Source organism: Variovorax durovernensis, assembly GCF_977011995.1.
In genome coordinates this window covers 4,020,366-4,043,916 of record NZ_CDRNCW010000001.1, presented here as the reverse complement: position 1 = coordinate 4,043,916, position 23,551 = coordinate 4,020,366, and the positions used below count along the sequence as shown (strand labels likewise).

Annotated in this window: 21 protein-coding genes; 18 read left to right on the top strand and 3 right to left on the bottom strand. The window is 69.3% G+C overall.

Features of this window, described 5'->3' with window-relative positions; genetic code table 11:
- Positions 1-130: 130 nt before the first annotated feature.
- From bluB to ACWV14_RS19165, 10 genes are all read left to right on the top strand, one after another.
- Complete coding sequence (gene bluB, locus ACWV14_RS19210) at positions 131-817, top strand: 5,6-dimethylbenzimidazole synthase (protein ID WP_454903099.1); 687 nt, start codon at positions 131-133, stop codon at positions 815-817.
- Positions 817-1,290 (top strand): MotA/TolQ/ExbB proton channel family protein, encoded by a 474-nt coding sequence (locus ACWV14_RS19205; protein ID WP_454903098.1) that lies wholly within the window; start codon positions 817-819, stop codon positions 1,288-1,290. Before bluB ends, ACWV14_RS19205 begins: the two co-directional genes overlap by 1 nt.
- Positions 1,287-1,640: a DUF2149 domain-containing protein gene (locus ACWV14_RS19200; RefSeq protein WP_081266948.1), complete on the top strand. Its 354-nt coding sequence runs from the start codon at positions 1,287-1,289 to the stop codon at positions 1,638-1,640. The genes ACWV14_RS19205 and ACWV14_RS19200 overlap by 4 nt, the downstream gene beginning before the upstream one ends.
- Positions 1,637-5,656: a cobaltochelatase subunit CobN gene (gene cobN / locus ACWV14_RS19195; RefSeq protein WP_454903096.1), complete on the top strand. Its 4,020-nt coding sequence runs from the start codon at positions 1,637-1,639 to the stop codon at positions 5,654-5,656. Before ACWV14_RS19200 ends, cobN begins: the two co-directional genes overlap by 4 nt.
- A gap of 9 nt (positions 5,657-5,665) precedes the next feature.
- A complete protein-coding gene (gene cbiB, locus ACWV14_RS19190; protein WP_454903095.1) occupies positions 5,666-6,658 on the top strand; it encodes an adenosylcobinamide-phosphate synthase CbiB in 993 nt (330 codons plus the stop codon).
- Positions 6,655-7,671, top strand: a complete 1,017-nt coding sequence (locus tag ACWV14_RS19185) for an aminotransferase class I/II-fold pyridoxal phosphate-dependent enzyme (RefSeq protein WP_454903094.1) — start codon at positions 6,655-6,657, stop codon at positions 7,669-7,671. Before cbiB ends, ACWV14_RS19185 begins: the two co-directional genes overlap by 4 nt.
- A gap of 21 nt (positions 7,672-7,692) precedes the next feature.
- Positions 7,693-8,046, top strand: a complete 354-nt coding sequence (locus tag ACWV14_RS19180) for a CidA/LrgA family protein (RefSeq protein ID WP_454903093.1) — start codon at positions 7,693-7,695, stop codon at positions 8,044-8,046.
- A gap of 132 nt (positions 8,047-8,178) precedes the next feature.
- A complete protein-coding gene (locus tag ACWV14_RS19175) occupies positions 8,179-8,907 on the top strand; it encodes an LrgB family protein (RefSeq protein ID WP_081271219.1) in 729 nt (242 codons plus the stop codon).
- Between the two features lie 47 nt (positions 8,908-8,954).
- Complete coding sequence (locus tag ACWV14_RS19170) at positions 8,955-9,506, top strand: GNAT family N-acetyltransferase (RefSeq protein WP_422087003.1); 552 nt, start codon at positions 8,955-8,957, stop codon at positions 9,504-9,506.
- A gap of 29 nt (positions 9,507-9,535) precedes the next feature.
- Positions 9,536-10,000 (top strand): OsmC family protein, encoded by a 465-nt coding sequence (locus ACWV14_RS19165; protein ID WP_454903092.1) that lies wholly within the window; start codon positions 9,536-9,538, stop codon positions 9,998-10,000.
- 14 nt (positions 10,001-10,014) lie between these two features.
- Here the strand turns inward: ACWV14_RS19165 and ACWV14_RS19160 are convergent, their stop codons facing one another.
- Both ACWV14_RS19160 and ACWV14_RS19155 read right to left on the bottom strand, forming a co-directional pair.
- On the bottom strand, positions 10,015-10,767 hold the full coding sequence (locus ACWV14_RS19160; protein ID WP_454903090.1) for a flagellar brake protein: 753 nt from the start codon (positions 10,765-10,767) through the stop codon (positions 10,015-10,017).
- A 220-nt stretch (positions 10,768-10,987) separates the two neighbouring features.
- Complete coding sequence (locus ACWV14_RS19155) at positions 10,988-11,902, bottom strand: LysR family transcriptional regulator (protein WP_454903088.1); 915 nt, start codon at positions 11,900-11,902, stop codon at positions 10,988-10,990.
- Between the two features lie 181 nt (positions 11,903-12,083).
- On the opposite strand from ACWV14_RS19155, the gene ACWV14_RS19150 reads away from it, so the two are divergent.
- The 4 genes from ACWV14_RS19150 to ACWV14_RS19135 all read left to right on the top strand — a co-directional run bounded on the left by ACWV14_RS19150 (position 12,084) and on the right by ACWV14_RS19135 (position 19,216).
- Positions 12,084-12,980, top strand: a complete 897-nt coding sequence (locus ACWV14_RS19150) for an alpha/beta hydrolase (protein ID WP_454903087.1) — start codon at positions 12,084-12,086, stop codon at positions 12,978-12,980.
- A 148-nt stretch (positions 12,981-13,128) separates the two neighbouring features.
- The gene (locus tag ACWV14_RS19145; RefSeq protein WP_422086998.1) at positions 13,129-14,379 is read left to right on the top strand and encodes an efflux RND transporter periplasmic adaptor subunit; all 1,251 of its coding nucleotides are present in this window, start codon (positions 13,129-13,131) and stop codon (positions 14,377-14,379) included.
- 40 nt (positions 14,380-14,419) lie between these two features.
- Entirely contained in the window at positions 14,420-17,701 is a 3,282-nt protein-coding gene (locus ACWV14_RS19140) for an efflux RND transporter permease subunit (protein ID WP_454903085.1), read from the top strand.
- A gap of 15 nt (positions 17,702-17,716) precedes the next feature.
- Complete coding sequence (locus ACWV14_RS19135; RefSeq protein ID WP_454903084.1) at positions 17,717-19,216, top strand: efflux transporter outer membrane subunit; 1,500 nt, start codon at positions 17,717-17,719, stop codon at positions 19,214-19,216.
- An 82-nt stretch (positions 19,217-19,298) separates the two neighbouring features.
- Here the strand turns inward: ACWV14_RS19135 and ACWV14_RS19130 are convergent, their stop codons facing one another.
- Positions 19,299-19,601: a hypothetical protein gene (locus tag ACWV14_RS19130; protein ID WP_454903083.1), complete on the bottom strand. Its 303-nt coding sequence runs from the start codon at positions 19,599-19,601 to the stop codon at positions 19,299-19,301.
- A 79-nt stretch (positions 19,602-19,680) separates the two neighbouring features.
- Between ACWV14_RS19130 and ACWV14_RS19125 the strand changes: the two genes are divergently transcribed.
- The 4 genes from ACWV14_RS19125 to ACWV14_RS19110 are packed head-to-tail and all read left to right on the top strand — an operon-like array spanning position 19,681 to position 23,547.
- Positions 19,681-21,141 carry a cobyric acid synthase gene (locus ACWV14_RS19125; protein WP_454903082.1) on the top strand — a complete coding sequence of 487 codons (1,461 nt, stop codon included), beginning with the start codon at positions 19,681-19,683 and terminating at the stop codon, positions 21,139-21,141.
- Complete coding sequence (cobT, locus tag ACWV14_RS19120) at positions 21,138-22,196, top strand: nicotinate-nucleotide--dimethylbenzimidazole phosphoribosyltransferase (RefSeq protein ID WP_454903080.1); 1,059 nt, start codon at positions 21,138-21,140, stop codon at positions 22,194-22,196. The genes ACWV14_RS19125 and cobT overlap by 4 nt, the downstream gene beginning before the upstream one ends.
- Positions 22,193-22,987 carry an adenosylcobinamide-GDP ribazoletransferase gene (locus tag ACWV14_RS19115; RefSeq protein ID WP_454903079.1) on the top strand — a complete coding sequence of 265 codons (795 nt, stop codon included), beginning with the start codon at positions 22,193-22,195 and terminating at the stop codon, positions 22,985-22,987. The genes cobT and ACWV14_RS19115 overlap by 4 nt, the downstream gene beginning before the upstream one ends.
- Positions 22,984-23,547: a histidine phosphatase family protein gene (locus ACWV14_RS19110; protein WP_454903077.1), complete on the top strand. Its 564-nt coding sequence runs from the start codon at positions 22,984-22,986 to the stop codon at positions 23,545-23,547. The genes ACWV14_RS19115 and ACWV14_RS19110 overlap by 4 nt, the downstream gene beginning before the upstream one ends.
- Positions 23,548-23,551: the final 4 nt, after the last annotated feature.

The following is a 23,551-nucleotide window of genomic DNA, read 5'->3' as shown; positions in this document are numbered from 1 at the left end:
ATGAGCAGAGCGCCCGATGTGCACAGGGCGCCGGGTGCTCCCCGCAGCGAAATAAAGGAGGAGCCGAAGGCGGGGGACATTCGCGGAGGGGAGTACCCGGTGGCCTGTGCACCCACCCCGAAAGAGCAACGTGACCACCCCGACTTTCACTAAGGAAGAAGCCCAGGCGGTCTACCGCGCCATCCACGAGCGCCGCGACATGCGCCACTTCGCCAGCGGCCGGGTAGAGCCCGATGTACTGCGACGGCTGCTCGACGCGGCACACCACGCGCCCAGCGTCGGCTTCATGCAGCCCTGGCGCTTCATTCGCATTCGCGGCCAGGCGCTGCGCCAGCAGTTGCACCGCGTCGTCGAACACGAACGCGTGCTCACGGCCCGTGCGCTCGGCGAGCGTGAAGACGAGTTCATGCGGCTCAAGGTGCAAGGGCTGCTCGACGCGGCCGAGCTGCTGGCGGTCACGCTGGCCGATGGACGCGAGAAGCACGTTTTCGGCCGCCGAACGCTGCCGCAGATGGACCTGGCCTCGGCCTCCTGCGCCATCCAGAACCTCTGGCTCGCGGCGCGCGCGGAAGGGCTGGGCATGGGGTGGGTGTCGCTGTTCGATCCGGCCGAAGTGTCGGTGCTGCTGGGTCTGCCCGAAGGCGCGGAGCCCATCGGCTTGCTGTGCCTGGGGCCTGTGCACCAGTTCTATGAAGAGCCGATGCTGCAGCGCGAACGCTGGGCGATGCGCGAGCCGCTGGCGTCGCTGGTGTTCGATGAAAGCTGGGGCCGTTCTTCGGACCTGTTCGACAAAACTACTTCCACGGAGCCGACCTGATGCTGGCCTTCGACACCGTTCTCTTCGAGCTTGCGCGCCTGTTCCTCTGGCCGGTGACGCTGGGCGTGCTGCTGTCTTTCGTCTATGCGGTGTATTGCCTCGGCGCCTTCGGCATCGAGTATCTGCAGCGCCGCCGCGATCCGTCGCGTGCGCTGGTGCTGCAACGCCATGCCACCGCGAGCCAGGAGCAGATGGAGCTCGTGGTGCTCAAGCAGCTCGAAGGCGTGCGGCTGTGCAGCCGGGTGGCGCCGATGCTGGGACTGATCGCCACGATGATCCCGATGGGGCCGGCGCTGGTGGCCGTGGCTTCTGGTGAATCGCAGGGCGTGGCGCAGAGCCTGGCGCCGGCATTCGCCAGCGTGATCGTGGCGCTGGCTTCGGCATCGATCACCTTCGTGGTGTACACCGTGCGCCGCCGCTGGCTGATGCGCGAACTGGTGACGGTGCTGGACGCGCGGGACCGCCTGTCATGAGCCGGCGCCAGTTCTCCATTCTCAGCAGCCTGGACAGCGACGACGATGATCCGGTGCTCTCGACCATCAACCTGATCGACGTGTTCATGGTGGTGATCGGCATGCTGATGATCGCGGTCATCAACAACCCGATGAACCCGTTCGCGCAGGACAAGGTGACGATCATCCGCAACGAAGGCAAGCCCGACATGGAGATCATCACGCGCGAGGGCCAGAAGCTCACGCGCTTCAAGGCCAGCGGCGCGACGGGGCAGGGCGACGGCGAGAAGGCCGGCACGGCCTGGCGGCTGAAGGACGGCACGATGGTCTATGTGCCGGCGGACGCGGTGCCTGCGCAAGGCGGGAAGTGACGCGGGTTTTCTTCTGGCTGTTCGGGGCCCTGGCGATGCTGGGCCTTCTTGCGCCGGCCCATGCACAGCCGGCGGGCAGGCGTGTGGTGGTGCTGAGCACCTCGCTGGTGTCGCCGGCGCGGGTGGTCCGGCTGGAGCACGCGGCGCTTGAAGCGGGGCTGCCGCTGCAGGTGGTGTCGGCGGCCAAGGATGCGCCCGAGGTGCTGGGCGCTGCGCTCGACGGCGCGCGCTTGCTCGTGATCGATGCGCCGCACATCAGCGTGGCGCAGGCCGCTGCCGCCCGCTTCGGCGACGTCATTTCGCGCACTGCCGTGCCGTATGTGCTGGTGGGCGAATTCGCGCTCGTCGCCAAGGGGCAGGCCTCCGTCGCCGTGCCGCTCGCGGCCGAGCGGGGCGTCGATGCCGCCTGGGCGCAGCGGCTGCGCGAGTACTGGCGCTTTTCCGGCGCGGCCAACCTCGCCGCGTCGATGAAGGCGATGGCGCGGACCGGCGAGCTGGCGGGGCTGCCGACACCCGTGCCGCTGCCGCTCGCCGGCCTCTATCACCCCGGCTGGCCGCGCATCGAAACCGACATCGCCGCGCTCGACCAACTGCCCGGTGACCCCGCAAGCGGCACCGTCGCCATCGCGATCAACAGCGCCACCGTTACCGGCGACGACACAGCCTGGCTCGATGCGCTCATCGCCTCGCTGGAGCAGCGCGGCCTGCGCGCCTATGCCTTCTACGGACCGCGCCAGCAGAAGGACCTGTTCTTCGGCATGACGCACGCCGGTGACCGGCGCGTGGCTGACCTGATCGTCAATGCCTCGCTGGTCTTCAGCCCCAACGAGCGCAAGGCCGAGCTGGAGCGCATCGGCGTGCCCGTGCTGCAGACGCTGCCTTCGCTGGCGATGGACGCCGCGCAGTGGGCGCGGAGCAAAGACGGCCTCGCGCAGGCCGACATTGCCTCTTACTACAGCCCCAGCGAGCTGGCCGGCATGATCGACCCGATGCTGGTGAGCGCGCGCGACGCCGCATCGGGCACGCTGCAGCCGCTGCCAGCGCAGATCGACGCCGTGGCCGCCAAGGCCGCCGCGCTGCTGCGGCTGCAGCGCACGCCGGCGTCGCAGCGGCGCGTGGCGATGCTGGTCTACAACTACCCGCCGGGCGAGGCCAATTTCGGCGCGTCCTTCCTCAACGTGCCGCGCAGCGTGAACAACATGCTCGCGGCGATGAAGTCCGCCGGCTACAGCACCGAGCTGCCGGGCGCCGACGCGCTGATCGCGCAGGTGCAGGCGACGATGAAGGCCTACTACCCGACGGGGCAGGACGACGCTTTGCAGCCGCTGCTCGACAGGGGACTGGCCGATGCGATGCCGCTGTCGCGCTACCTCGCATGGTTTCGCGCGTTGCCCGCGGAGACGCAGCGGCGCATCGAGGCCTATTGGGGGCCGCCGGAACAGTCGACCATGCTGCGCCCCGTTTCGGGCGAGCCGGCCTTCGTGATTCCGCGCGTGCGTTTCGGCAATGTCGTGGTGCTGCGCCAGCCGCCGCGCTTCGAGCCCGGCACGCAGGTCGTCGACAAGGCCCAGCAGGTCTATCACCGCTCGGCCATTCCGCTGAGCCACGGCTACCTGGCCACCTACCTTTGGCTGCGCACGCAGTTCGGCGCGAGCGCGGTGGTGCATGTGGGCACGCACGGCACTGTCGAATGGTCGGCGGGCAAGGAGCGGGGGCTGTCGGTGCAGGACGATCCGCTGCTCGCGCTGGGCGACCTGCCGAACGTGTACCCGTACATCATGGACAACCTCGGCGAGGCCACCACCGCCAAGCGGCGCGGCCGGGCGACGATGGTGAGCCATTCGACGCCGATGTTCGCGCCCGCAGGTTTCCGGCCCGGCGTGCAGGCCATGCATGAGCGCATGCACGACTGGGAAAACCTGTCGCCCGGGCCTGTGAAGACGGCCATGGAAAGGCAGCTGACGGCCGAGTTCGTCGAACAGCACTACGACCGCGACCTGCAATGGACGCCCGCGCGCATCCGCGCCGACTTCGCGGGCTTCATCGCGGTGCTGCACCCGTACCTCGACGAACTCGCGCAGACCGCGCAGCCGCTTGGCCTGGCCACCTTCGGCCAGGCGCCCGATGCCGAATGCCGCCGCATGACGATCCTGCAGATCCTTGGCAAGCCGCTGGTGGAGGCGCTGGGCGAGGACGTCGACGAAGCCTTCCTGATCGATGCGAAGAACGTGGCCGCCTCACGGCCTGCGCGTTGGGTGGAGCTGGCGCTGAGTGATGCGCCAGCCGCAAGCGCCATGGGCAAGACCCCGGCCGAGGTGCACAAGCTGGGCGAGCTGGCCGAGCGCGCCCGCAAGCTCGACGCGGTGCTCGCGCACAACGAGGAAATCGAAGGCTTGCTGACCGCACTGGACGGCCGCTATCTCAAGTCCAGCTACGGCGGCGACCCGGTGCGCAACCCCGACAGCCTGCCGACCGGCCGCAACCTCTACGGCTTCGACCCGAGCCGCGTGCCGACGCGTGCGGCCTGGGAAACGGGCGTGGCCGCGATGGATGCCTGGATCGCCGAGCATGCGAAGAGCCACGGCGGCAAGACGCCCGGCAAGATCGCGTTCACGCTGTGGGCCGGCGAGGCTTCGCGTCATCAGGGCGTGCTCGAAAGCCAGGCCTTCTATGCGATGGGTGTGAAGCCGCGCTGGGACGACGCGGGCCGCATGAGCGGCGTCGAAGTGATTCCGGCGCAGGTGCTGGGGCGTGCGCGCATGGATGTGCTGATCAGCGTCACTGGCTCCTACCGCGACCAGTTTCCGAACGTGATGCGCTGGCTCGATGAAGCGGTGCAGCAGGTGGCCGCCTTGCCCGAGCCCGGCAACGCGGTGGCGCAGCACAGCGACGCGCTGGCTGGCAAGCTGCGCGCGCAGGGCGCGACGCCGGAGGAAGCGAAGCGCTGGTCGACCGCGCGCGTGTTCTCGAACGAGCAGGGCAGCTACGGCGCCGGGCTCGAAGAAGCCGCGCTCGCGAGCGATGCGTGGAAGCGCCAGCAGCGCGGCGGCGGCGACGCGCAGATGGCGCAGCTCTACATGGACCGCATGGGCCACGCCTACGGCAAGGGCCTCGACGGCGCGGCGCGGCCGGGCGCCTATGCGGGCAACCTCGCGCAGGTCGACGCGGCGCTGATGGCCCGCAGCTCCAACCTCTACGGCGTGCTCACCAATGACGATCCCTTCCAGTACCTCGGGGGCATCGCGCAGGCGGTGCGGCAGCTCACCGGCAAGGACCCGGCGCTGTACGTGCAGAACCTGCGCGACGGCACGGCGGTGCGCACCGACACCGCCGCCGGCGCCATCGCCCGCGAGATGCAGACGCGCTACCTGCATCCGCAGTGGATCGCCGCGCAGAAGGCCGAGGGCTACAGCGGCACGCTGCAGGTGCTGAAGACGGCGCAGTTCCTGTGGGGCTGGCAGGTCACCGTGCCCGATGCGGTCCGGCAGGACCAGTGGCAGTCGCTGCACGACGTGTACGTGCGCGACAAATACAGGCTGGGCACACGCGAATGGCTCGAAGGCGACAACCGCGCGGCGTTCGCGCAGACGCTGGAACGCATGCTCGACGCGGTGCGGCTGAACTACTGGAAGCCGGATGCCGCCACGCGCCGGGAGCTTGCGCGTGCGTATGCCGAGGCGGCGCGGGCCAGCGGCCTGCGCGAGCGGAACGAGGGCGTGCAGAGGTTCGTGCGGCAGCAGCTTGCCGCGCCAGCAGCACCCGTTGCGCAGGTCGTACCGGTCGTACCGGTGATCGCGGCGCCCCCAGCCCCTGAGCCCGCCAAGGCCCCGGAGGCCGAGCCGGTTGCCGAAGGTGCGCAGCCCGTGAGCGGCTTCAGGCTTGAACCCACGCCCGATACGCCTCCGGCGCCGAAGGCCGAATCCGTCGTCCTGCGCCTGTGGGTCGTGTTCGGTGCCGCATTGCTGGTCGCGCTCGGCGCGCTGGCGCAGTGGCGGCGCGGCAGGGCGGCCGCCTGATTCGCGAGAATGGCGGCTCCCATGCCTGCTGACGATTCGCTCCTGTCTTATTCCCTCGCCCTCGCCGGCGCGCTGTGGCTCGCGCTGGCCATCGACCGCTGGCTCGGCGAGCCACGTGCGTACCTGCATCCCGTGGTGTGGATGGGCAAGTACCTCGGCTGGATCGGCCTGAGCGCCGCGCCGCTGCGTCACAAGGCGAAGCCGGTCGACCTGCCGGCCTTCCTCATCGGTGCGCTGACCTGGTGCATCGGCGCGATGGCCGTCTGGGGCGTGGCCTCGGCCTTGCAGGGCGCGATCGTGCAGTGGCTGCCCGCATGGGCGGTGGCCGTGCTGCTGGGCCTGCTGTTCAAGCCGCTGTTTGCATGGCGCATGCTGCGCGACGAAGTACTGGCCGTCGAAGACGCGCTGGCCGTGTCGCTCGACGCGGGCCGCGCGCAACTCTCGCGGCTGGTGAGCCGCAACGTGGCTGAGCTTGACGAGCGCGAGGTGCGCGAGAGCGCCATCGAGTCGCTCGCGGAGAACCTCAACGACTCGCTTGTGGCACCGGTGTTCTGGTTCGTGCTGTTCGGCCTGCCGGGCGCCGCGATCTACCGTTTCGCCAACACGGCGGACGCGATGTGGGGATACCGCGGCGAACGCGGCGGGCGCGACTGGACATGGTTCGGCAAGTGGGCCGCGCGCGCGGACGACGTGCTCTCTTGGGTGCCCGCGCGCATCACGGCATTGCTGCTGGCACTGGCCGCCTGGCGCTGGCCGGCGAGGCTGTCTGAAGAGGCGCGGCGCACGCCGTCGCCGAACAGTGGCTGGCCGATGGCGGCGATGGCTTTGCTGCTCGGTGTGCGGCTGGCCAAGCCCGGCGTGTATGCGCTGAACGCGGAAGGGCGCGCGGTCGCTGCGGCCGACACCCGGCGCGCCGCGCAACTGGGCGCAAGGGCGGTGCTGGCGTGGGCGATGTGCGCTTCGGTGGTCATCGTCGCGGTGCTTGGGGTGACGTGGGAATGACGGACGGCTTCATTCATGGCGGCCCCGATGCTTCGGGCGCGGCGCCGCACGACTTCTCGACCAACGGCAATGCAGTGGGCGCATGCCCGGCCGTTCTGGCCGCGCTGCGCGATGCCGATCCCGCACACTACCCGGATCCGCGCTACACCGCCTTGCGCGTCAGGCTCGCGGGCTTTCACGGCGTGGCGCCGGAGCGCATCGTGATCGCGGCCAGCGCGAGCGAGTTCATCCACCGCATCAGCGCGGCCGTCGCGAAGGGCGGCACCCGCACGGTCTGGCTGCCGGCGCACAGCTACGGCGACTACGAGCGCGCCGCGCGGGCCTGGGGCCTGCAGGTGTTGCGCGCGCCGGCGCCGTTCGACGCGGCCGCCTTGCGCTGGTGCTGCGAACCGTCGAGCCCGCTCGGGCAGCCGCAGGCCGATCTCGTGGCGCATGCGCAAGGCGAGGGCGGGCCTTGTGTGCTCGACATGGCATATGAACCGTTGCGCCTCGAAGGCCGGCCTTCGCTGGACACCGCGCAGCAAGACCGCATCTGGCAGATGTGGACGCCGAACAAGGCCATGGGCCTCACCGGCATTCGCGCTGCCTATGCCATCGCTCCCCTCGACGCCGTCGGCTCTCCATTCATGGAGCACCTCGGCCTGCTGGCGCCCTCGTGGCCTCTGGGCACGCACGGCGTGGCGCTGCTGGAGACATGGACCGGCGACGACGCCCAGCGCTGGCTCGCACAAAGCCTGGACACCCTTCGCGAATGGAAAGCGCAGCAGCGCGCCGTCTGCGAGTCCCTCGGCTGGGAGTGCCTGCCCAGCGACGCGAACTTCTTCTGCGCCCGCACCGACGAGCCATATCCCCGTTTCGCCGCCGCACTGCGCGCCCAGGGCATCAAGCTGCGCGACTGTGCTTCGTTCGGCCTGCCGGGCCGTGTGCGGCTCGGCGTGCTTTCGCCTGCGAGCCAGCAAGCCTTGAAACAGGGGTGGACAAGCGCGGCGTGTTCCCCCGAACATCCGCTCTGAGCTGACACCCGAACAAGAACCATGCTCTACGCCATCACCACGCTCTTCCTTTGCCAACTTGCCGGTGAACTGCTCGTGCAGTGGCTCAACCTGCCGATCCCGGGGCCGCTGATCGGCATGCTGCTGCTGTTCGTCGGCCTGCTCGTGCGCGGCGGCGTGCCGCAGTCGCTGATCGACACCTCGGGCCATCTGCTGCGCAACCTGATGCTGCTTTTCATCCCGGCCGTGGCCGGCGTCATGCTGCATTTCGAGCGGGTGGGGCGCGAGTGGCTTCCGTTCCTCGCGGCCGGCATCGTGGGCGCGGCCTTCACCATGACGGTCACCGCGCTCACCTTGCGCTGGATGATCCGCATCACCGGCAAGGACGCGGAATGAGCGCCGCGCCGGGCCGCCCCAAGCAAGCTCGCACCGCAGCGCGAAGCGCGGAGGTCTTCCGATGATGAGCGCCGCGCCGGGCCGCCCCAAGCAAGCTCTCGCCGCAGCGCGAAGCGCCGAGGTCTTCCGATGATGAGCGCACCGGCCAGGCTGTCCGAAATCTGGGTCTTCCTCGCGCAGTCGCCGCTGCTGTGGCTGTCGCTCACGCTGCTGGCTTACCTGGGCGCGCTGTGGCTGCACACGCGCAGCGGGCGCAATCCGGTGGTCAACCCGGTGCTGATATCGGTGATCGTCATCGTCTCCGTGCTGCTGCTCACGCGCACGCCCTACGACACGTATTTCGAGGGCGCGAAGTTCGTGCACTTCCTGATCGGCCCGGCCACGGTGGCGCTGGCGGTGCCGCTCTACGGGCAGGTCGGCCGCCTGCGCAGGCTGTGGCTGCCGATCGGCGTGGCACTGCTGGTGGGCTCGGTCGCGGCCATTGTTTCGGCCATCGGCATCGCATGGGTGCTGGGCGGCTCGCACGAGCTGATGATGTCGCTGGCACCCAAGTCGGCCACCATGCCGATCGCGATGGGCGTGGCCGAGAAGATAGGCGGCCTGCCGTCGCTTGCCGCGGTGGCGGCGGCCATTGCGGGCATCTCGGGCGCCATCATGGCCACCGGGCTCCTGAACCTGCTGCGCATACGCGAACCCGCGGTGCGCGGCTTTGCGGTCGGCATGGCGGCGCACGGCATCGGCACGGCGCGGGCCATCCAGGTCAACGAGACGGCGGGCGCGTTCTCCGCGCTGGCCATGGGGCTCAACGGCATAGCGACGGCGTTGCTGGTGCCGCTGATCGTCAGGCTGATGGGAGCCTGAGGCGCGTGCCGCGGTACTGGCCCAGATCCATCTCCGAGCCGCGGCCGATGGAGCTCGTCTGGCCCGCGAAGCCGTATCTGGCCAGCTATGTGTCGGCCCTGAACCGGGGCTGGGCGCGCGACGAGTCGCGGCCCGAATCGGGCGCCGAGGAGCGCGCGGCCATCGAGGCCGATGCCGCGCTGTTCCTCGAGAACCTGGTGGATCGCGAGGCCAAGGGGCCGCCGGTCACGCTGCCCGACGGCTCGCGGGTGCCGCGCCTGCCGGGCTACAAGCTCTGGATGTGGGACGGCGAGTTCTGCGGCAGCATCGACCTGCGCTGGCAGCCCGGCACCATCGCCTTGCCGGTCTACTGCCTGGGCCACATCGGCTACCACGTGGTGCCGTGGAAGCAGCGCAAGGGCTATGCGACGCGCGCGCTGCGCGCCGTGCTCACGCTGGCGGCCGGCGAGGGGCTGAGCCGCGTCGAGATCACGACCAGCCCCGACAACTTCGCGTCGCAGAAGGTGATCCTGGCCAACGGCGGCGTGCAGGCCGAGACCTTCCTCACGCTGCCGAGCCAGGGCAGCCTGACCAAGTTCCGCTACTTCATCTACCTCTGACAACCGCCGACAGGCAAGGAGCGCCACCCATGGCCCACTACACAGCCGAAGTCCTCTGGCAGCGAGGCGAGCAGGATTTCCTGGGCAACACCTACAGCCGGCGGCACACGCTGCGCTTCGACGGCGGGGTGGAGGTGCCGGCCTCGTCGTCGCCGCACGTGGTGCCGCTGCCCATGTCCGACGCCTCGGCGGTCGACCCGGAGGAAATGTTCGTCGCCTCGCTGTCGAACTGCCACATGCTGTGGTTCCTCACGATGGCGGTGAAGCGCAAGTTCGTGGTCGACCGCTATTTCGATGCGGCCGTCGGCACGATGGAAAAGAACGCCGAAGGAAAGATGGCGATGACGGTGGTCACGCTGCGGCCCGAGGTGCATTTTTCGGGCGAGCACCTGCCCACGCGCGAGCAGATCGACCAGATGCACCACCGCGCGCATGAAGAGTGCTTCATCGCGAATTCGGTCAAGACCGAGGTGCGCTGCGAGCCGGTGTACTGACCGGCTGACCGGCTTCAGCCCACCAGCGACCGGCTCTTCATTTCGAGCCGGGTGATCAGCCGCTGCAGCGCGGTTTCGGCGCCGGCCGGCAGTGCCACGAATCGGAATCCCAGCTGGTAGCGGATCGTGCCGTTCTCCAGCGTGGTGGCGCGCTGCGACACCAGCTGCATGTCGAGCGTGAGCTGGCCCAGCGTGCCGAGCGACAGTTCGCAGTCGAGCAGGCGCGTGCCCACCGGCAATTCGGCCACGCGCTCGTCCTTCGTGCGCAGGCCGACGCCGCCGAGCGACAGGTCCTGCACCTCGAAGCTGAACGGATCGCCCTTGGGCGGCAGGCGGCCCGAGCAGGTGTACGAATCGAGGATCGGCGCATCGACGCGGAAATACTCGCGGCGCTGCATGTAGACCAGCACTTCGGGAAAGTCGGCCTCGAATGCGGGCATGCCTTCGTAGCGGACCTCGCGCGGCGTGGCGATGGAGAACTCGATGCGCACGCCTTCCGGCTGGGCCTGGAACAGGCAGCGCCGCGCTGCCAGCAGGCCCTGGTTCTGCTCGGGCTGCGAGCCCCAGTCGAAGGTGAAGACACGCCTGCGCAGATCGACGTCCAGCAGCTGCGTCACGAGCTGGCCGCCCGCGTACTGAACGGTGAGGTTGTTGCTGCGATTGACGAGGTTGCGCAGCTGAACGCCGATTTCCGCCGGGGTGCGGCGTCCGAAATTGCCTGTTTCGTCGGGCGCGTTGGCCTGGCCGTTCGACTGGTCTGTATCCATGAGCTTGCCGGTGTGTATGTTCTTGCGGGCGCGTACCAAGGCTCCTGCCGGGGCTGCTGCTCGGCCCTTATGGGGGCCGCGGCACGTGCGTCAAACCGGAAATCGCGACGCTTTCCGGAATCGGACCTGAGTTATTAGCGGCATCAGACGGCCAAGTTTTAGGGTCCGGCGCGAATTATCTTCTGCAAATGTGGCGGAACTGGCGTGCCGCACGGCCCAATCAGCGCCGCTGCAGCCTCGGATTCTTCGCGAACAGCTCCGCAGCCCAGTCCACGAAGGCCCGCACCTTCGCGCTCAGGTGCCGGTTGGGCGGGTAGACCACGTGGATAGGCAATGGGTCGCGGCTCCAGTCGGGCAGCACCTCGACCAGTTCGCCGCTTTCCAGCAGCGGCTCGGCCATGAAGGTGATGCACTGCGAAATGCCGAAGCCGCCCAGCACCGCCGTGATGTGCGCGTTGCTTTCGTTCACCGACACCCGGTAGGGCCCGTTCAGCTCGATCTGCTCGTCGCCCTTCTTGAACTCGTGCGGGTACACCCGCCGCGTGGTGCCCGAGAAGTAGCTCACCACGTGGTGCCGCTTCTCGATGTCATTGGGATGCTGCGGCATGCCGTAGCGTTTGATGTACGCCGGTGACGCCACGGTGACGAAGTGCAGCGTGCCGATGCGCCGCGCCACCAGGGACTGGTCGCTGAGTTCGCCCGCGCGGATCACGCAGTCGACGTTGTCGCTGATCAGGTCGACCGTGCGGTCGCTCACGCCCAGGTCGACCTGGATGTCGGGGTAGCGGTCGCAGAAGGTGGCCAGCGCGGGCAGGATGATGAGCCGCGCCACCGAGGTGCCGATGTCGATGCGCAGCCGCCCCGTGGGGTTGGCCTGCGCATTCGTCATGCTGGCTTCCATGTCGTCGAAGTCGTTCAGCAGGCGCGCGGCCCGCTCGAAGTACGCAGCGCCGTCGGGCGTGACCGTCACGCGACGCGTGGTGCGGTTGAGCAGCTTTACCCGCAGGCGCGATTCCAGCGCCTGGATCTGCTTGGTGACGGTGCCCTTGGGCAGCGCGAGCGAGTCGGCTGCCCGGGTGAAAGTGCCGGCCTCCACGACGCGGACAAAGATCCGCATGGCCTGGATTTGATCCATTGAATGCCTGTTCTGGGATACCCGGCCCACACCGGGGGGAGCGGATTCTCACATATGCGGGCATTCCCCATGGCGCCCGGGATTGTTGTCGGTTTGGAAACAGAGTGGGGCCATGTTTCCTGTTTAACGCTCCATGTAGCGCCTTATATTTCAACCATCGCCCATTCCCCCGAGGTCGCCCATGTCACCCGTTCCATCGTCCAGTTCCGCCGAAGCCGCAGCGCGCGCCGCGGCACAAGGCGTGGAAGCCGATCTGTCGATCGAGCTGCCCGGCCGTGAACCGGTCGGCGCGCGCGTGTACGGCCAGCGTACCAAGGGCGACGTGGTGCCGCTGGTGCTGCATTTCCACGGCGGCACCTTCGTGTGCGGCGGCCTGGACAACGGCCGCAACGTGGCCCGGCTGCTGGCCGGCGCCGGGGCGGTGGTGGTTTCGCTGGCCTACCCGCTGGCACCCCAGTCGCCGTTTCCGGAGCCGATCGAGGTGGGCTACGCCGCCCTCGAATGGCTCTACAAGCAGCGCACCAAGCTGGGCGGCAAGGGCGCGCAGGTCTACCTGGCCGGCGAGGAAGCCGGTGGCAACCTCGCGGCTGCCGTGGCACTTATTGCCCGTGACCGGGCGCATCCGCCGGTGGCGGGCCAGATCCTGCTGTCGCCCATGCTCGACCCGTGCGCCGGCACCGCCTCGCTGCGCAAGGCCACCAATGACGCGGCCGAGTGCCGCTGGGCCAGCGGCTGGGAAAAGTACCTCAGCTGCCCGTCGAACGCCACGCACCCCTATGCGGTGCCCAGCGGCTCGCTGCGTCTGTCGGCCCTGGCGCCCGCGCTGGTGCTGGTGGGGCAGGACGACGCCATGCGCGACGAGGCGCTGACATTCGCGGGCCGCTTGCGGGCCGCTGGTATCGAGGTCACGAGCAGCGTGCTGCCCAGTGCCACCGACTGGCCGAAGGCGCTCTACGACACCGAGAACACGGGTTGCGTGGCCTGTGAGGCCACGGTGCAGCAGCACTTCCGCGAGTTCTTCAGCGCCACCACGCCAAAGGCCGTGCCTTCGGGTACGGCGCCCAACCACCCCAGTTAGTAGCCGGCCGACCCCGTCCGCCTGATCGACACGCTGCCAGCGCGGCAGCGTGCGAGGGCCTCTTTTTTTCCGAAATCCGCCTCCTGGTGCCCAAAAGCACCGGGCTGGCCTGTTGCATCCCAAAAGTCATCGAGAAGGACGAACCATCATGTCGAACAACGAGAAAAAGCTGTCTTCCGCTGCCCGCAAGGGCCTGTGGCCCGCCGTGACCGGCCTGACCGCGCTGCTGGCAGTGGCCGCCGCGGTGGTGGGCATGTACAGCTTCAAGGCAGAAGCCAACAACACCCCCGCCGCGCCCCAGGCCACGCCGGTGTCCGTGGCGACCGTGGCTTCGAGCGAGATCAACGCCTGGGACGAGTTCTCGGGCCGGCTCGAAGCCGTCGAGCGCGTCGATGTGCGCTCTCGCGTCGCGGGGGCCGTGCAGTCGGTGCACTTCCGCGAAGGCGCGCTGGTCAAGCAGGGCGACCTGCTGGTCACCATCGACCCCGCGCCGTATGCGGCCGAGGTCGAGCGCGCCGAAGCGCAGGTGGCATCCGCCCAGGCCCGCCAGTCGTTCAGCCGCAGCGAACAGGAGCGCGCCAAGCGCCTGTGGGACGACAAGGCCATCGCCCAGCGTGAATTCGACGAGCGCGTGAACGCCGGCCGCGAAGCCGACGCCAACCTGCGCGCGGCGCAAGCCTCGCTGCAGTCGGCGCGCCTGAACCTGGGCTACACCCAGGTGCGCGCACCGGTGTCGGGCCGCATTGGCCGGATCGAGGTGACGGTGGGCAACCTGGTGGCGGCCGGTCCGGGCGCCCCGGTGCTGACCACGCTGGTGTCGGTGAGCCCGATCTACGCGAGCTTCGACGCCGACGAGCAGGTCATTACCCGCGCCCTGAAAGAACTGCCCAGCGGCTCCAGCGCCCGTGGCCAGATCGAGAGCATTCCCGTGCAGATGGGCACCGCCGGGCTCGACGGCACGCCCTTCACCGGCAAGCTGCAACTGATCGACAACCAGGTCGACGCCCGCAGCGGCACGGTGCGCGTGCGTGCCTCGTTCGACAACAAGGACGGCGCGCTCATCCCCGGCCAGTTCGCCCGCATCCGCATGGGCCAGGCGCGCAGCGACAGCGCGCTGCTGGTGAGCGAGCGCGCCATCGGCACCGACCAGAACAAGAAGTTCGTGATGGTCGTGGGTGACGACAGCAAGGCGGTCTACCGCGAAGTGACGTTGGGCGCCTCCATCAACGGCCTGCGTGTCGTGAGCAAGGGGCTGAAGGCGGGTGACCGCGTCATCGTCAACGGCCTTCAGCACATCCGCCCGGGTGCGCTGGTGGCGCCGCAGCAAGTGACCATGGACGCGAAGGCCGACCCCAAGCAACAACAACCGGAACGCGTGGCCGAGGCCGCGAAGTCCTGATTTCGGAGGAGGGCGCAGCCGCGCCCGCCGGAGAACCAACATGAATCTCTCAAAATTCTTCATCGACCGGCCGATCTTTGCCGGCGTGCTGTCGCTATTGATGCTGATAGCCGGCCTGATCGCGCTGCGCGGGCTGCCGATTTCGGAGTACCCGGAAGTCGCGCCGCCTTCGGTGGTGGTGCGCGCCCAGTACCCCGGCGCCAACCCGAAGGTGATCGCCGAGACCGTTGCCACCCCGCTCGAAGAGCAGATCAACGGCGTCGAAGGCATGCTCTACATGGGCAGCCAGGCGACCACCGACGGCGTGCTGACGCTCACCGTCACGTTCCGCCTGGGCACCGATCCCGACAAGGCGCAGCAGCTCGTGCAGAACCGCGTCTCGCAAGCCGAGCCGCGCCTGCCCGAGGAAGTGCGCCGGCTCGGCATCACGACCGTCAAGAGCGCGCCTGACCTGACGATGGTGGTCCACCTCGTCTCGCCGAACAACCGCTACGACATCAACTACCTGCGCAACTACGCGGTGCTGAACGTGAAAGACCCGCTGGCGCGCATCGAAGGCGTGGGCCAGGTCCAGATCTTCGGCGGCGGCGACTACTCCATGCGCGTGTGGCTCGACCCGCAGAAGGTCGCGCAGCGCGGCCTCTCGGCCAGCGACGTGGTGGCCGCCATCCGCGGCCAGAACGTGCAGGCCGCGGCCGGCGTGGTCGGCGCTTCGCCGGGCCTCTCAGGCGTGGACATGCAGCTCTCCATCAATGCGCAAGGGCGCCTGCAGAGCGAGGAAGAGTTCGGCGACATCATCGTCAAGAGCGGCACCGACGGCGCCGTGACCCGCCTGCGCGACATCGGCCGCCTCGAAATGGGCGCCGCCGACTACTCGCTGCGTTCGCTGCTGAACAACGACCCGGCCGTCGGCATGGGCGTGTTCCAGGCACCGGGCTCCAATGCGCTCGACATCTCGGCCAACGTCCGCAAGACGATGGAAGAGCTCAACAAGAACATGCCCGAGGGCCTGGAATACCGCATCGCCTATGACCCGACGCAGTTCGTGCGTGCGTCCATCGAATCGGTGATCCACACGCTGCTCGAAGCCATCATGCTGGTGGTGCTGGTCGTGATCCTGTTCCTGCAGACGTGGCGCGCTTCCATCATTCCGCTGCTGGCCGTGCCGGTGTCGGTGATCGGTACCTTCGCGGTGCTGCATGTGCTGGGTTTCTCGATCAACGCGCTGAGCCTGTTCGGGCTGGTGCTGGCCATCGGCATCGTGGTGGACGACGCCATCGTGGTGGTGGAGAACGTCGAACGCAACATCGAGGCGGGGCTCACGCCCCGTGAAGCCACGTACCGCGCGATGCGGGAAGTGTCGGGTCCCATCATCGCGATCGCGCTGGTGCTGGTGGCCGTGTTCGTGCCGCTGGCTTTCATCAGCGGCCTCACGGGCCAGTTCTACCGCCAGTTCGCGGTGACGATTGCGATCTCGACGGTGATCTCCGCGATCAACTCGCTCACGCTGTCGCCCGCGCTCGCCGCCTTGCTGCTGCGCGGCCACGACCAGCCCAAGGACGCGCTGACGCGCGGCATGGACCGTGCCTTCGGCTGGCTGTTCCGCGGCTTCAACAAGCTGTTCCATCGCGGCTCGGAGGCCTACAGCGGCGGCGTGAAGAACGTCATCTCGCGCAAGGCGCTGATGCTGGCGATCTACGTTGCGCTCATCGCCGTGACCTTCGGTCTCTTCAAGGCGGTGCCCGGCGGCTTCGTGCCGGCGCAGGACAAGCAATACCTGATCGGTTTTGCCCAACTGCCCGACGGCGCCACGCTGGACCGCACCGACGAGGTGATCCAGCGCATGGGCGAGATCATGAAGAAGAACCCGAACGTGGAAGACGCCATCGCCTTCCCGGGCCTGTCGATCAACGGCTTCACCAACAGCTCGAACTCGGGCATCGTGTTCGCCACGCTCAAGCCCTTCGACCAGCGCAAGCGCCCCGACCAGAGCGGCGGCGCGGTGGCCGGCCAGCTCAACGGTGCCTTCGCAGGCATCCAGGACGCATTCATCGTGATGTTCCCGCCGCCGCCGGTGGCGGGCCTGGGCACCACGGGCGGCTTCAAGCTGCAGCTGGAAGACCGCGCTTCGGTGGGCTACGACCAGATGGACGCCGCGGTGAAGGCCTTCATGGCCAAGGCACAGCAGGCGCCCGAGCTGGCCGGCATGTTCACGAGCTGGCAGGTCAACGTGCCGCAGCTGTATGCCGACATCGACCGCACCAAGGCCCGCCAGCTCGGCGTGCCGGTGACGGACATCTTCGACACCATGCAGATCTACCTCGGCAGCCTGTATGCGAACGACTTCAACAAGTTCGGCCGCACGTACAGCGTGCGCGTCCAGGCCGATGCGCCTTACCGCGCCCGTGCCGAAGACGTGGGCCTGCTGAAGGTGCGCTCGACCTCGGGCGAGATGGTGCCGCTGTCGGCGCTGATGAAGGTCAACTCGACCTTCGGCCCGGAACGCGCCATGCGCTACAACGGCTACCTGGCCGCCGACATCAACGGCGGCCCGGCACCGGGCTACTCGTCGGGCCAGGCGCAGGACGCGATCACCAAGATCGCGGCCGAGACGCTGCCCAAGGGCGTGAGCTTCGAGTGGACCGAGCTCACCTACCAGGAAATTCTGGCCGGCAACTCCGCCTTCCTGGTGTTCCCGCTGGCCATCCTGCTGGTGTTCCTGGTGCTGGCCGCACAGTACGAAAGCCTGACGCTGCCGATCGCGATCATCCTGATCGTGCCCATGGGCATCCTTGCCGCGATGACGGGCGTATGGATCTCGGGGGGTGACAACAACGTCTTCACCCAGATCGGGCTGATAGTGCTGGTGGGGCTGAGTGCGAAGAACGCGATTCTGATCGTGGAGTTCGCCCGGGAGCTGGAGTTTGCCGGCCGTACACCCGTGCAGGCCGCCATCGAAGCCAGCCGCCTGCGGCTGCGCCCGATTCTCATGACCTCGCTGGCCTTCGTGATGGGCGTGCTGCCCCTCGTGCTGTCGACCGGCGCGGGCTCGGAGATGCGCAAGGCCATGGGCGTGGCGGTGTTCGCCGGGATGATTGGCGTGACGGCCTTCGGCCTGTTCCTGACGCCGGTGTTCTACGTGCTGCTGCGCCGCCTTGCGGGCAACCGGCCGCTGAAGCTGCATGGCCAGGTGCCGCATGGCGAAGACTTCGTGTCGGCCGACCATCCGGCTGCACCGGCACCTTCGTCGTCGCACGGCGGCTCGGGCGGCGGTGGCCTGCACCCGGTGCCTGCGTCGCCGCGTCCTTCGCATGACGACTGATCAAGAAAGTTCATCATGAATATCCAAGCAAAGACTTTGGTGAAACCCCTTCGCGCCGCCTTGCTGCCGCTGCTGGCCGCCTTGGTGCTGGCCGGCTGCGCCACCGTGCCTTCGGGCCTGCCCGAAATCACGACCACCGCCCAGTTCAAGGAACAGGGCAAGGACCAGGGCGCCACGCCGCCCGCCGGCTTCACGCGCGCCGTGCCCTCCGAGGCACACCAGCGCGGCGCCTGGTGGCTGGTGTTCAACGACCCGACGCTCAACGCGCTGGTCGAGAAGGCCGACATCCACAACAACGACATCCAGGCCGCCGCCGCGCGGCTGGCCGAGGCCCGCGCGCTGGCGCGCACCGCCGACGCCGACCGCCTGCCGCAGATCGGCCTGGGCGCCGGCGCCAACCGTGGTGCGGGGCTGGACAAGGCCACGGCCAGCACCCGGCCGGCCACGATGACGAACGTGGGCGCCACGTTCTCGTACGAGGTCGACCTGTTCGGCCGTCTCTCGGGCGCCAGCAACGCGGCCCGGCTTGACGCCGCCGGCCGCGAGGCGCTGCTGCAGAGCACCCGGCTCGCGATACAGGCGCAGACCGCGCAAACCTACCTGCAGCTGCGCGCGCTCGATGCCGAACGCGCCCTGGTGCGCGAGCAGGTCGAGGCCTACCGCGACACGCTGCGCCTGTCGCAGCGCCGCGAGCAGGCCGGCGACATCGCCGAGCTCGACGTGGCGCGGGTGCAGACCGAGGTGTCGTCCACCGAGTCCGACGCGCTCGCGCTCGACCGGCAGCGCGCCCAGGTCGAGCATGCGCTGGCGGTGCTGGTGGGCGATTCGGCCTCCAGCTTCGGGCTGCGCACCGACGAGTGGTCGACGGTGCTGCCGAACATTCCGCCGGGCGTGCCCGCCACCGTGCTGATGCGCCGGCCTGACGTGTCGGCCGCGCAGAGCGCGGTGCTGGCCGCACAGGCCCGCGTGGGCGTGGCGCAGGCCGCGTGGTTCCCCGACATCTCGCTGACCGGCGCCGCCGGCTATGCGTCACCCGAGATCGGAGACCTTTTCAAGTGGTCGGCCCGCTCGTGGGGCGTGGGCGCGCTGCTGTCACTGCCCATCTTCGACGGCGGCCGCCGCGAGGCTGGCGTGCAGGGCGCCAATGCCCAGCTCGACGGGGCGCTGGCCAGCTACCGCACGCAGGCGCTGGTGGCGTTCCAGGAGGTCGAAGACCAGCTGGCCGCCATCCGCATCCTGCAGGAGCAGTCGGTGGTGCAGGCGCAGGCCGTGACCTCGGCCCAGCGCGCCACGAGCCTGTCGGACACGCGCTATCGCAACGGCTACATCAGCCAGCTCGACCTGCTGGACGCGCGCCGCAGCGAACTGCGCAACCGCCGGCAGGCGCTGCAGGTGAAGTCGGCGCAGTACCAGGCGGCCGTTGGGCTGATCCGCGCGATCGGCGGCGGCTGGGACGTGCCGGCGCCCGTGGCGACCGCAGCGCCCGCGGCCGGGCAGGCCGTGGCCGCGCGCTGAGCGGCGGCGAACGATCGGAAGATTTGGAAAGAGTGAAAGCCTGAACGCTGCAAAGCGGTCTTTGCGCCGCCGTGGGCAGGCCCTAGTCGGTATTGCCGGCTGTGCCTGCGGCGGCGCTTATTTTTTGCAGCTCCAGCACGCCCATGGCCATCGCATTGGAATAAGTGGCCTGCGGCTTGGCGGCCGTGCGGTAGACCCGGTAGTCGAGGGTCTCGGAGGCGTCGCCGCCGTGATGGGCTTCGAGAAGGGTCCAGAAAAACTGGCCCGGCTCGTGTTCCTCGACGGCTAGCGCCAAATCGTTCAAAACTGGCATGGTCCCTGGTTGCTGTGCGTTGTGTAAGCCGTATCTACGCATCAGAGCCACTTTTGGATTCACGCGCTGCATTTGAACTGCTCCAGGTGTGAAAGATGTCGCATTTCGTCGATCTGCCTGGACGGCTTAGGCGCTCAACGACAATCCGCCGATGAGTTCAACGGCGAAAAACAGGCCGGCGCGGTGCGTCATGGTCCTTGGCACCACCAGCGGGGCCGGCAAGAGCTGGCTGGCCACGGCGCTGTGCCGCTGGTATGCGCGGCGCGGCCTGAAGGTGGCGCCGTTCAAGGCGCAGAACATGAGCAACAACGCCCGCGTGGTGGGCGGCGGCGAAATCGGCAGCGCCCAGTATTTCCAGGCCCTGGCCGCCAACGCCGTGCCCGACGTGCGCATGAACCCGCTGCTGCTCAAACCCGAGCGCGACACCCACAGCCAGGTGGTGCTGATGGGGCAGGTGAGCGAAGAGCTGTCGGCCCTGCCGTGGCGCGGCCGCAGCGAGCGCGTCTGGCCGCAGATCGCCCAGGCGCTCGACGAACTGCGCGCCGGGAACGACGTGGTGGTGATCGAAGGCGCCGGCTCGCCGGCAGAGATCAACCTGATGGCCAGCGACATCGTCAACATGCGCATCGCCCGCCACGCCCAGGCCCGCTGCCTGCTGGCGACCGACATCGACCGCGGCGGCGCCTTCGCGCACCTGTACGGCACCTGGGCGCTGCTGCCCGAGGCCGACCGGGCGCTGCTGCAAGGCTTCGTGCTCAACAAGTTCCGGGGCGACGCCGCGCTGCTGGCGCCCGCGCCGCAGCAGTTGCAGGAACTGACCGGCGTGCCCACTGTGGCCACGCTGCCCATGTGGTGGCAGCACGGCCTGCCCGAGGAGGACGGCGTGTTCGACGACCGCAGCCGCGCGAGCGGCACCGTCACCCGCACGGTGGCGGTGGTGGCGTATCCGCGCATCAGCAACCTCGACGAATTCCAGGCGCTGAAGAACGTGCCGGGCGTGCGCCTGGTCTGGGCCCGCACGCCGGCCGATGTGGCGGGCGCCGACTGGATCGTGTTGCCCGGCTCCAAGCACACCAGCGGCGACCTGGCCTGGCTGCGCGCGCAGGGGCTCGACGGCGCCGTGGCCGCGCATGCCGAACGCGGCGGCGCGGTGCTGGGCATCTGCGGCGGCCTGCAGATGCTGGGCGAGGCGCTGGTCGATCCGCACGGCATCGACGGCAACGCGCCGGGGCTGGGCATGCTGCCGCTGGTGACGGTGTTCGCGCGCGAGAAGACGGTGCGCCACCGCACGGCCACCTTCGGCGAACTGGGTGGCGCCTGGGCCGCGCTGTCCGGCGTGCCGGTGGCCGGCTATGAAATCCACCACGGCCAGACAGCCGCCCATCCGCAACTGGCACACGACGGCAAACCGGTGATGCCCGACGGGCTGGCCTGGCAGAACGCGCGCGGCAATGTGCTGGGCATTTACCTCCATGGCCTCTTCGAAGACCCCGGCGCGCTTCATGCCCTGTTCGGCGCCTCGGCGCCCACGCTGGACGCCACCTTCGACGGCCTGGCCGATTTCATCGACACCCACTTCGACGCCGGCGTGCTGGCCGGACTGATTGCATGAACAACGACAACAACCTGATTCCCGCTATTCCCGCCATTCCCGACCTCGCCGACACCGGGCTGAGGGCGCGCCTGCAGAGCGCTCTCGACAACAAGACCAAGCCGCTCGGCGCGCTCGGCCGGCTGGAGGCGCTGGCCTTGCGCATCGGCCTGATCCTGGGCACCGAACTGCCGCGGCTCGAGGCGCCGCAGATGCTGGTTTGCGCGGGCGACCACGGGCTGGCGGCGCGCGGCGTCTCGGCCTATCCGAGCGACGTGACCTGGCAGATGGTCGAGAACTTCCTGGCCGGCGGCGCCGCGGTGAGCGTTCTGGCGCGTCAGCACGGTCTGGCGCTGACGGTGGTCGACTGCGGCGTGCGGCGCGACTTCCAGCCCCGGCCCGGCCTGGTCTCGCGCCGGATCGCCCCGGGCACTGCGGACGCTTCGGTCGGCCCGGCCATGACCGCCGAGCAATGCGCCCAGGCCATCGCCAACGGGCGCGAGGTGGTGCGGGCGCTGCCTGGCAATGCCTTGCTGCTCGGCGAGATGGGTATCGGCAACAGTTCGTCGGCCGCGCTGCTGCTGTCGCGGCTGGGCGGCCTGCGCATCGACGACTGCACCGGCATCGGCACCGGGCTCGATGGGGCGGGGCTGGCGCGCAAGCGCGAGGTGCTGCGCCAGGTGCTCGCGCTGCACGCGAACGCGACGGCACCGCTGGACGCGCTGGCGGCCTTCGGCGGCTTCGAGGTGGCCACGCTGGTCGGCGCGGTGCTGCAGGCGGCCGAGGAGCGCCGCGTGATCGTGGTCGACGGGTTCATCGCCAGCTCGGCCGTGCTGGTGGCGCAGGCCCTGCAGCCTTGCGTGGGGCAGCGCTGCGTGGCGGCGCATTGCTCGGCCGAGCCGGGCCACGTGCTGCTGCTGGAGCAACTGGGCCTGGAGCCGCTGCTGAACCTCGACATGCGGCTGGGCGAAGGCTCCGGCGGGGCGCTGGCGTGGCCGCTGCTCGAATCGGCCTGCCGCATCCTGCGTGAAATGGCGAGCTTCGAGGCGGCGGGCGTGTCGCGCAAGGACGCATGAGCGGTATCCGCCACTTCCTGCTGGCGTTGCAGTTCTTCACGCGGGTGCCGGTGACGGGCCCGCTCGCGGACTGGGTCGGCTTCAGCCCGCAGATGCTGCGCGCCAGCGCCGCGCACCTGCCGGGCATCGGCTGGCTGGTGGGCACGGTGGCGGCGCTGGTCTTCACGGGCGTGGGCATGGGGCTGCCCGGCGTGGCGGGCGCGCTGGCGGCGGCGGTGCTGAGCACCGTGGCCACGGTGATGCTGACCGGCGCGTTTCATGAAGACGGACTGGCCGACGTGGCAGACGGCCTCGGCGGCTCGGCACGGCGCGAACGGGCGCTGGAAATCATGAAGGACTCGCGCATCGGCGCTTTCGGCGCGGTGGCGCTGGTGCTGGCACTGGGCCTGAAGTTCGCGCTGCTCGCCACACTGGCGGCGCGGGGGCTGCAGTCGGTGGCCATCGCCATCGTCGGCGCGCATGTGCTGTCGCGGCTGATGCCGCTGTTCCTGATCCGCTGGCTGCCCTACGTGGGCGACAGCGGCGCGAGCAAGGCCAAGCCGCTGGCGGACGCCATCAGCGGCGGCGCGCTGCTCATCGCCGTGCTGTGGACGGTGCCCGCGGTGGGTTTGCTGCTGCTGGCGCACGACCCGGTGCACGTCGGGGCGGCGGTGCTCATGGCGCTGCTGGCCGCGGGCTGGATGGCGCGGCTTTTCATGCGGCGGCTGCAGGGCTTCACGGGCGACGGCCTGGGCGCGACCCAGCAGGTCTGCGAACTCGCGATCTACCTGGCGCTGGCCTGGCACGCATGAGCACGCTCTGGCTCCAGCGCCATGCCCCGGTGGTGGCCGAACCGGGTCTTTGCTACGGCGCCACGGACCTCGACGCCCATGCCGACGCCACGCTGGACGCCGCCCGGCGCATCGCGCCGTTGCTGCCATCCGGCACGCTGCTGTGCAGTTCGCCTTTGCGGCGCTGCGTTGCGCTGGCCGACGCCATCGCCGCGCTGCGGCCCGACCTGCCGGTGCGGCGCGACGCACGGCTGGCCGAGATGGATTTCGGCGCCTGGGAAGGCCGGCCGTGGGCCGCCATTCCGCGCGAAGACTTCGACGCCTGGACCGCCGATTTCGCGGACCTGCGCGTGGGCGCCCACGGCGAGAGCGTGCGCGCCTTCATGTCGCGCATTGCCGCCGCGCACGACGAATGGCTGGCGCGGGGGCGCGACACGCTCTGGGTCACGCATTCCGGCGTGCTGCGCGCGGTGACGCTGCTGCGGCGCGGCATCCGTTGCCCTGTAACAGCGGGCGACTGGCCCGGCGGCGAAATGCCGTTCGGCGGCTGGCTGACCTTCGAGCATCCGCCCACCGCCTGACGGA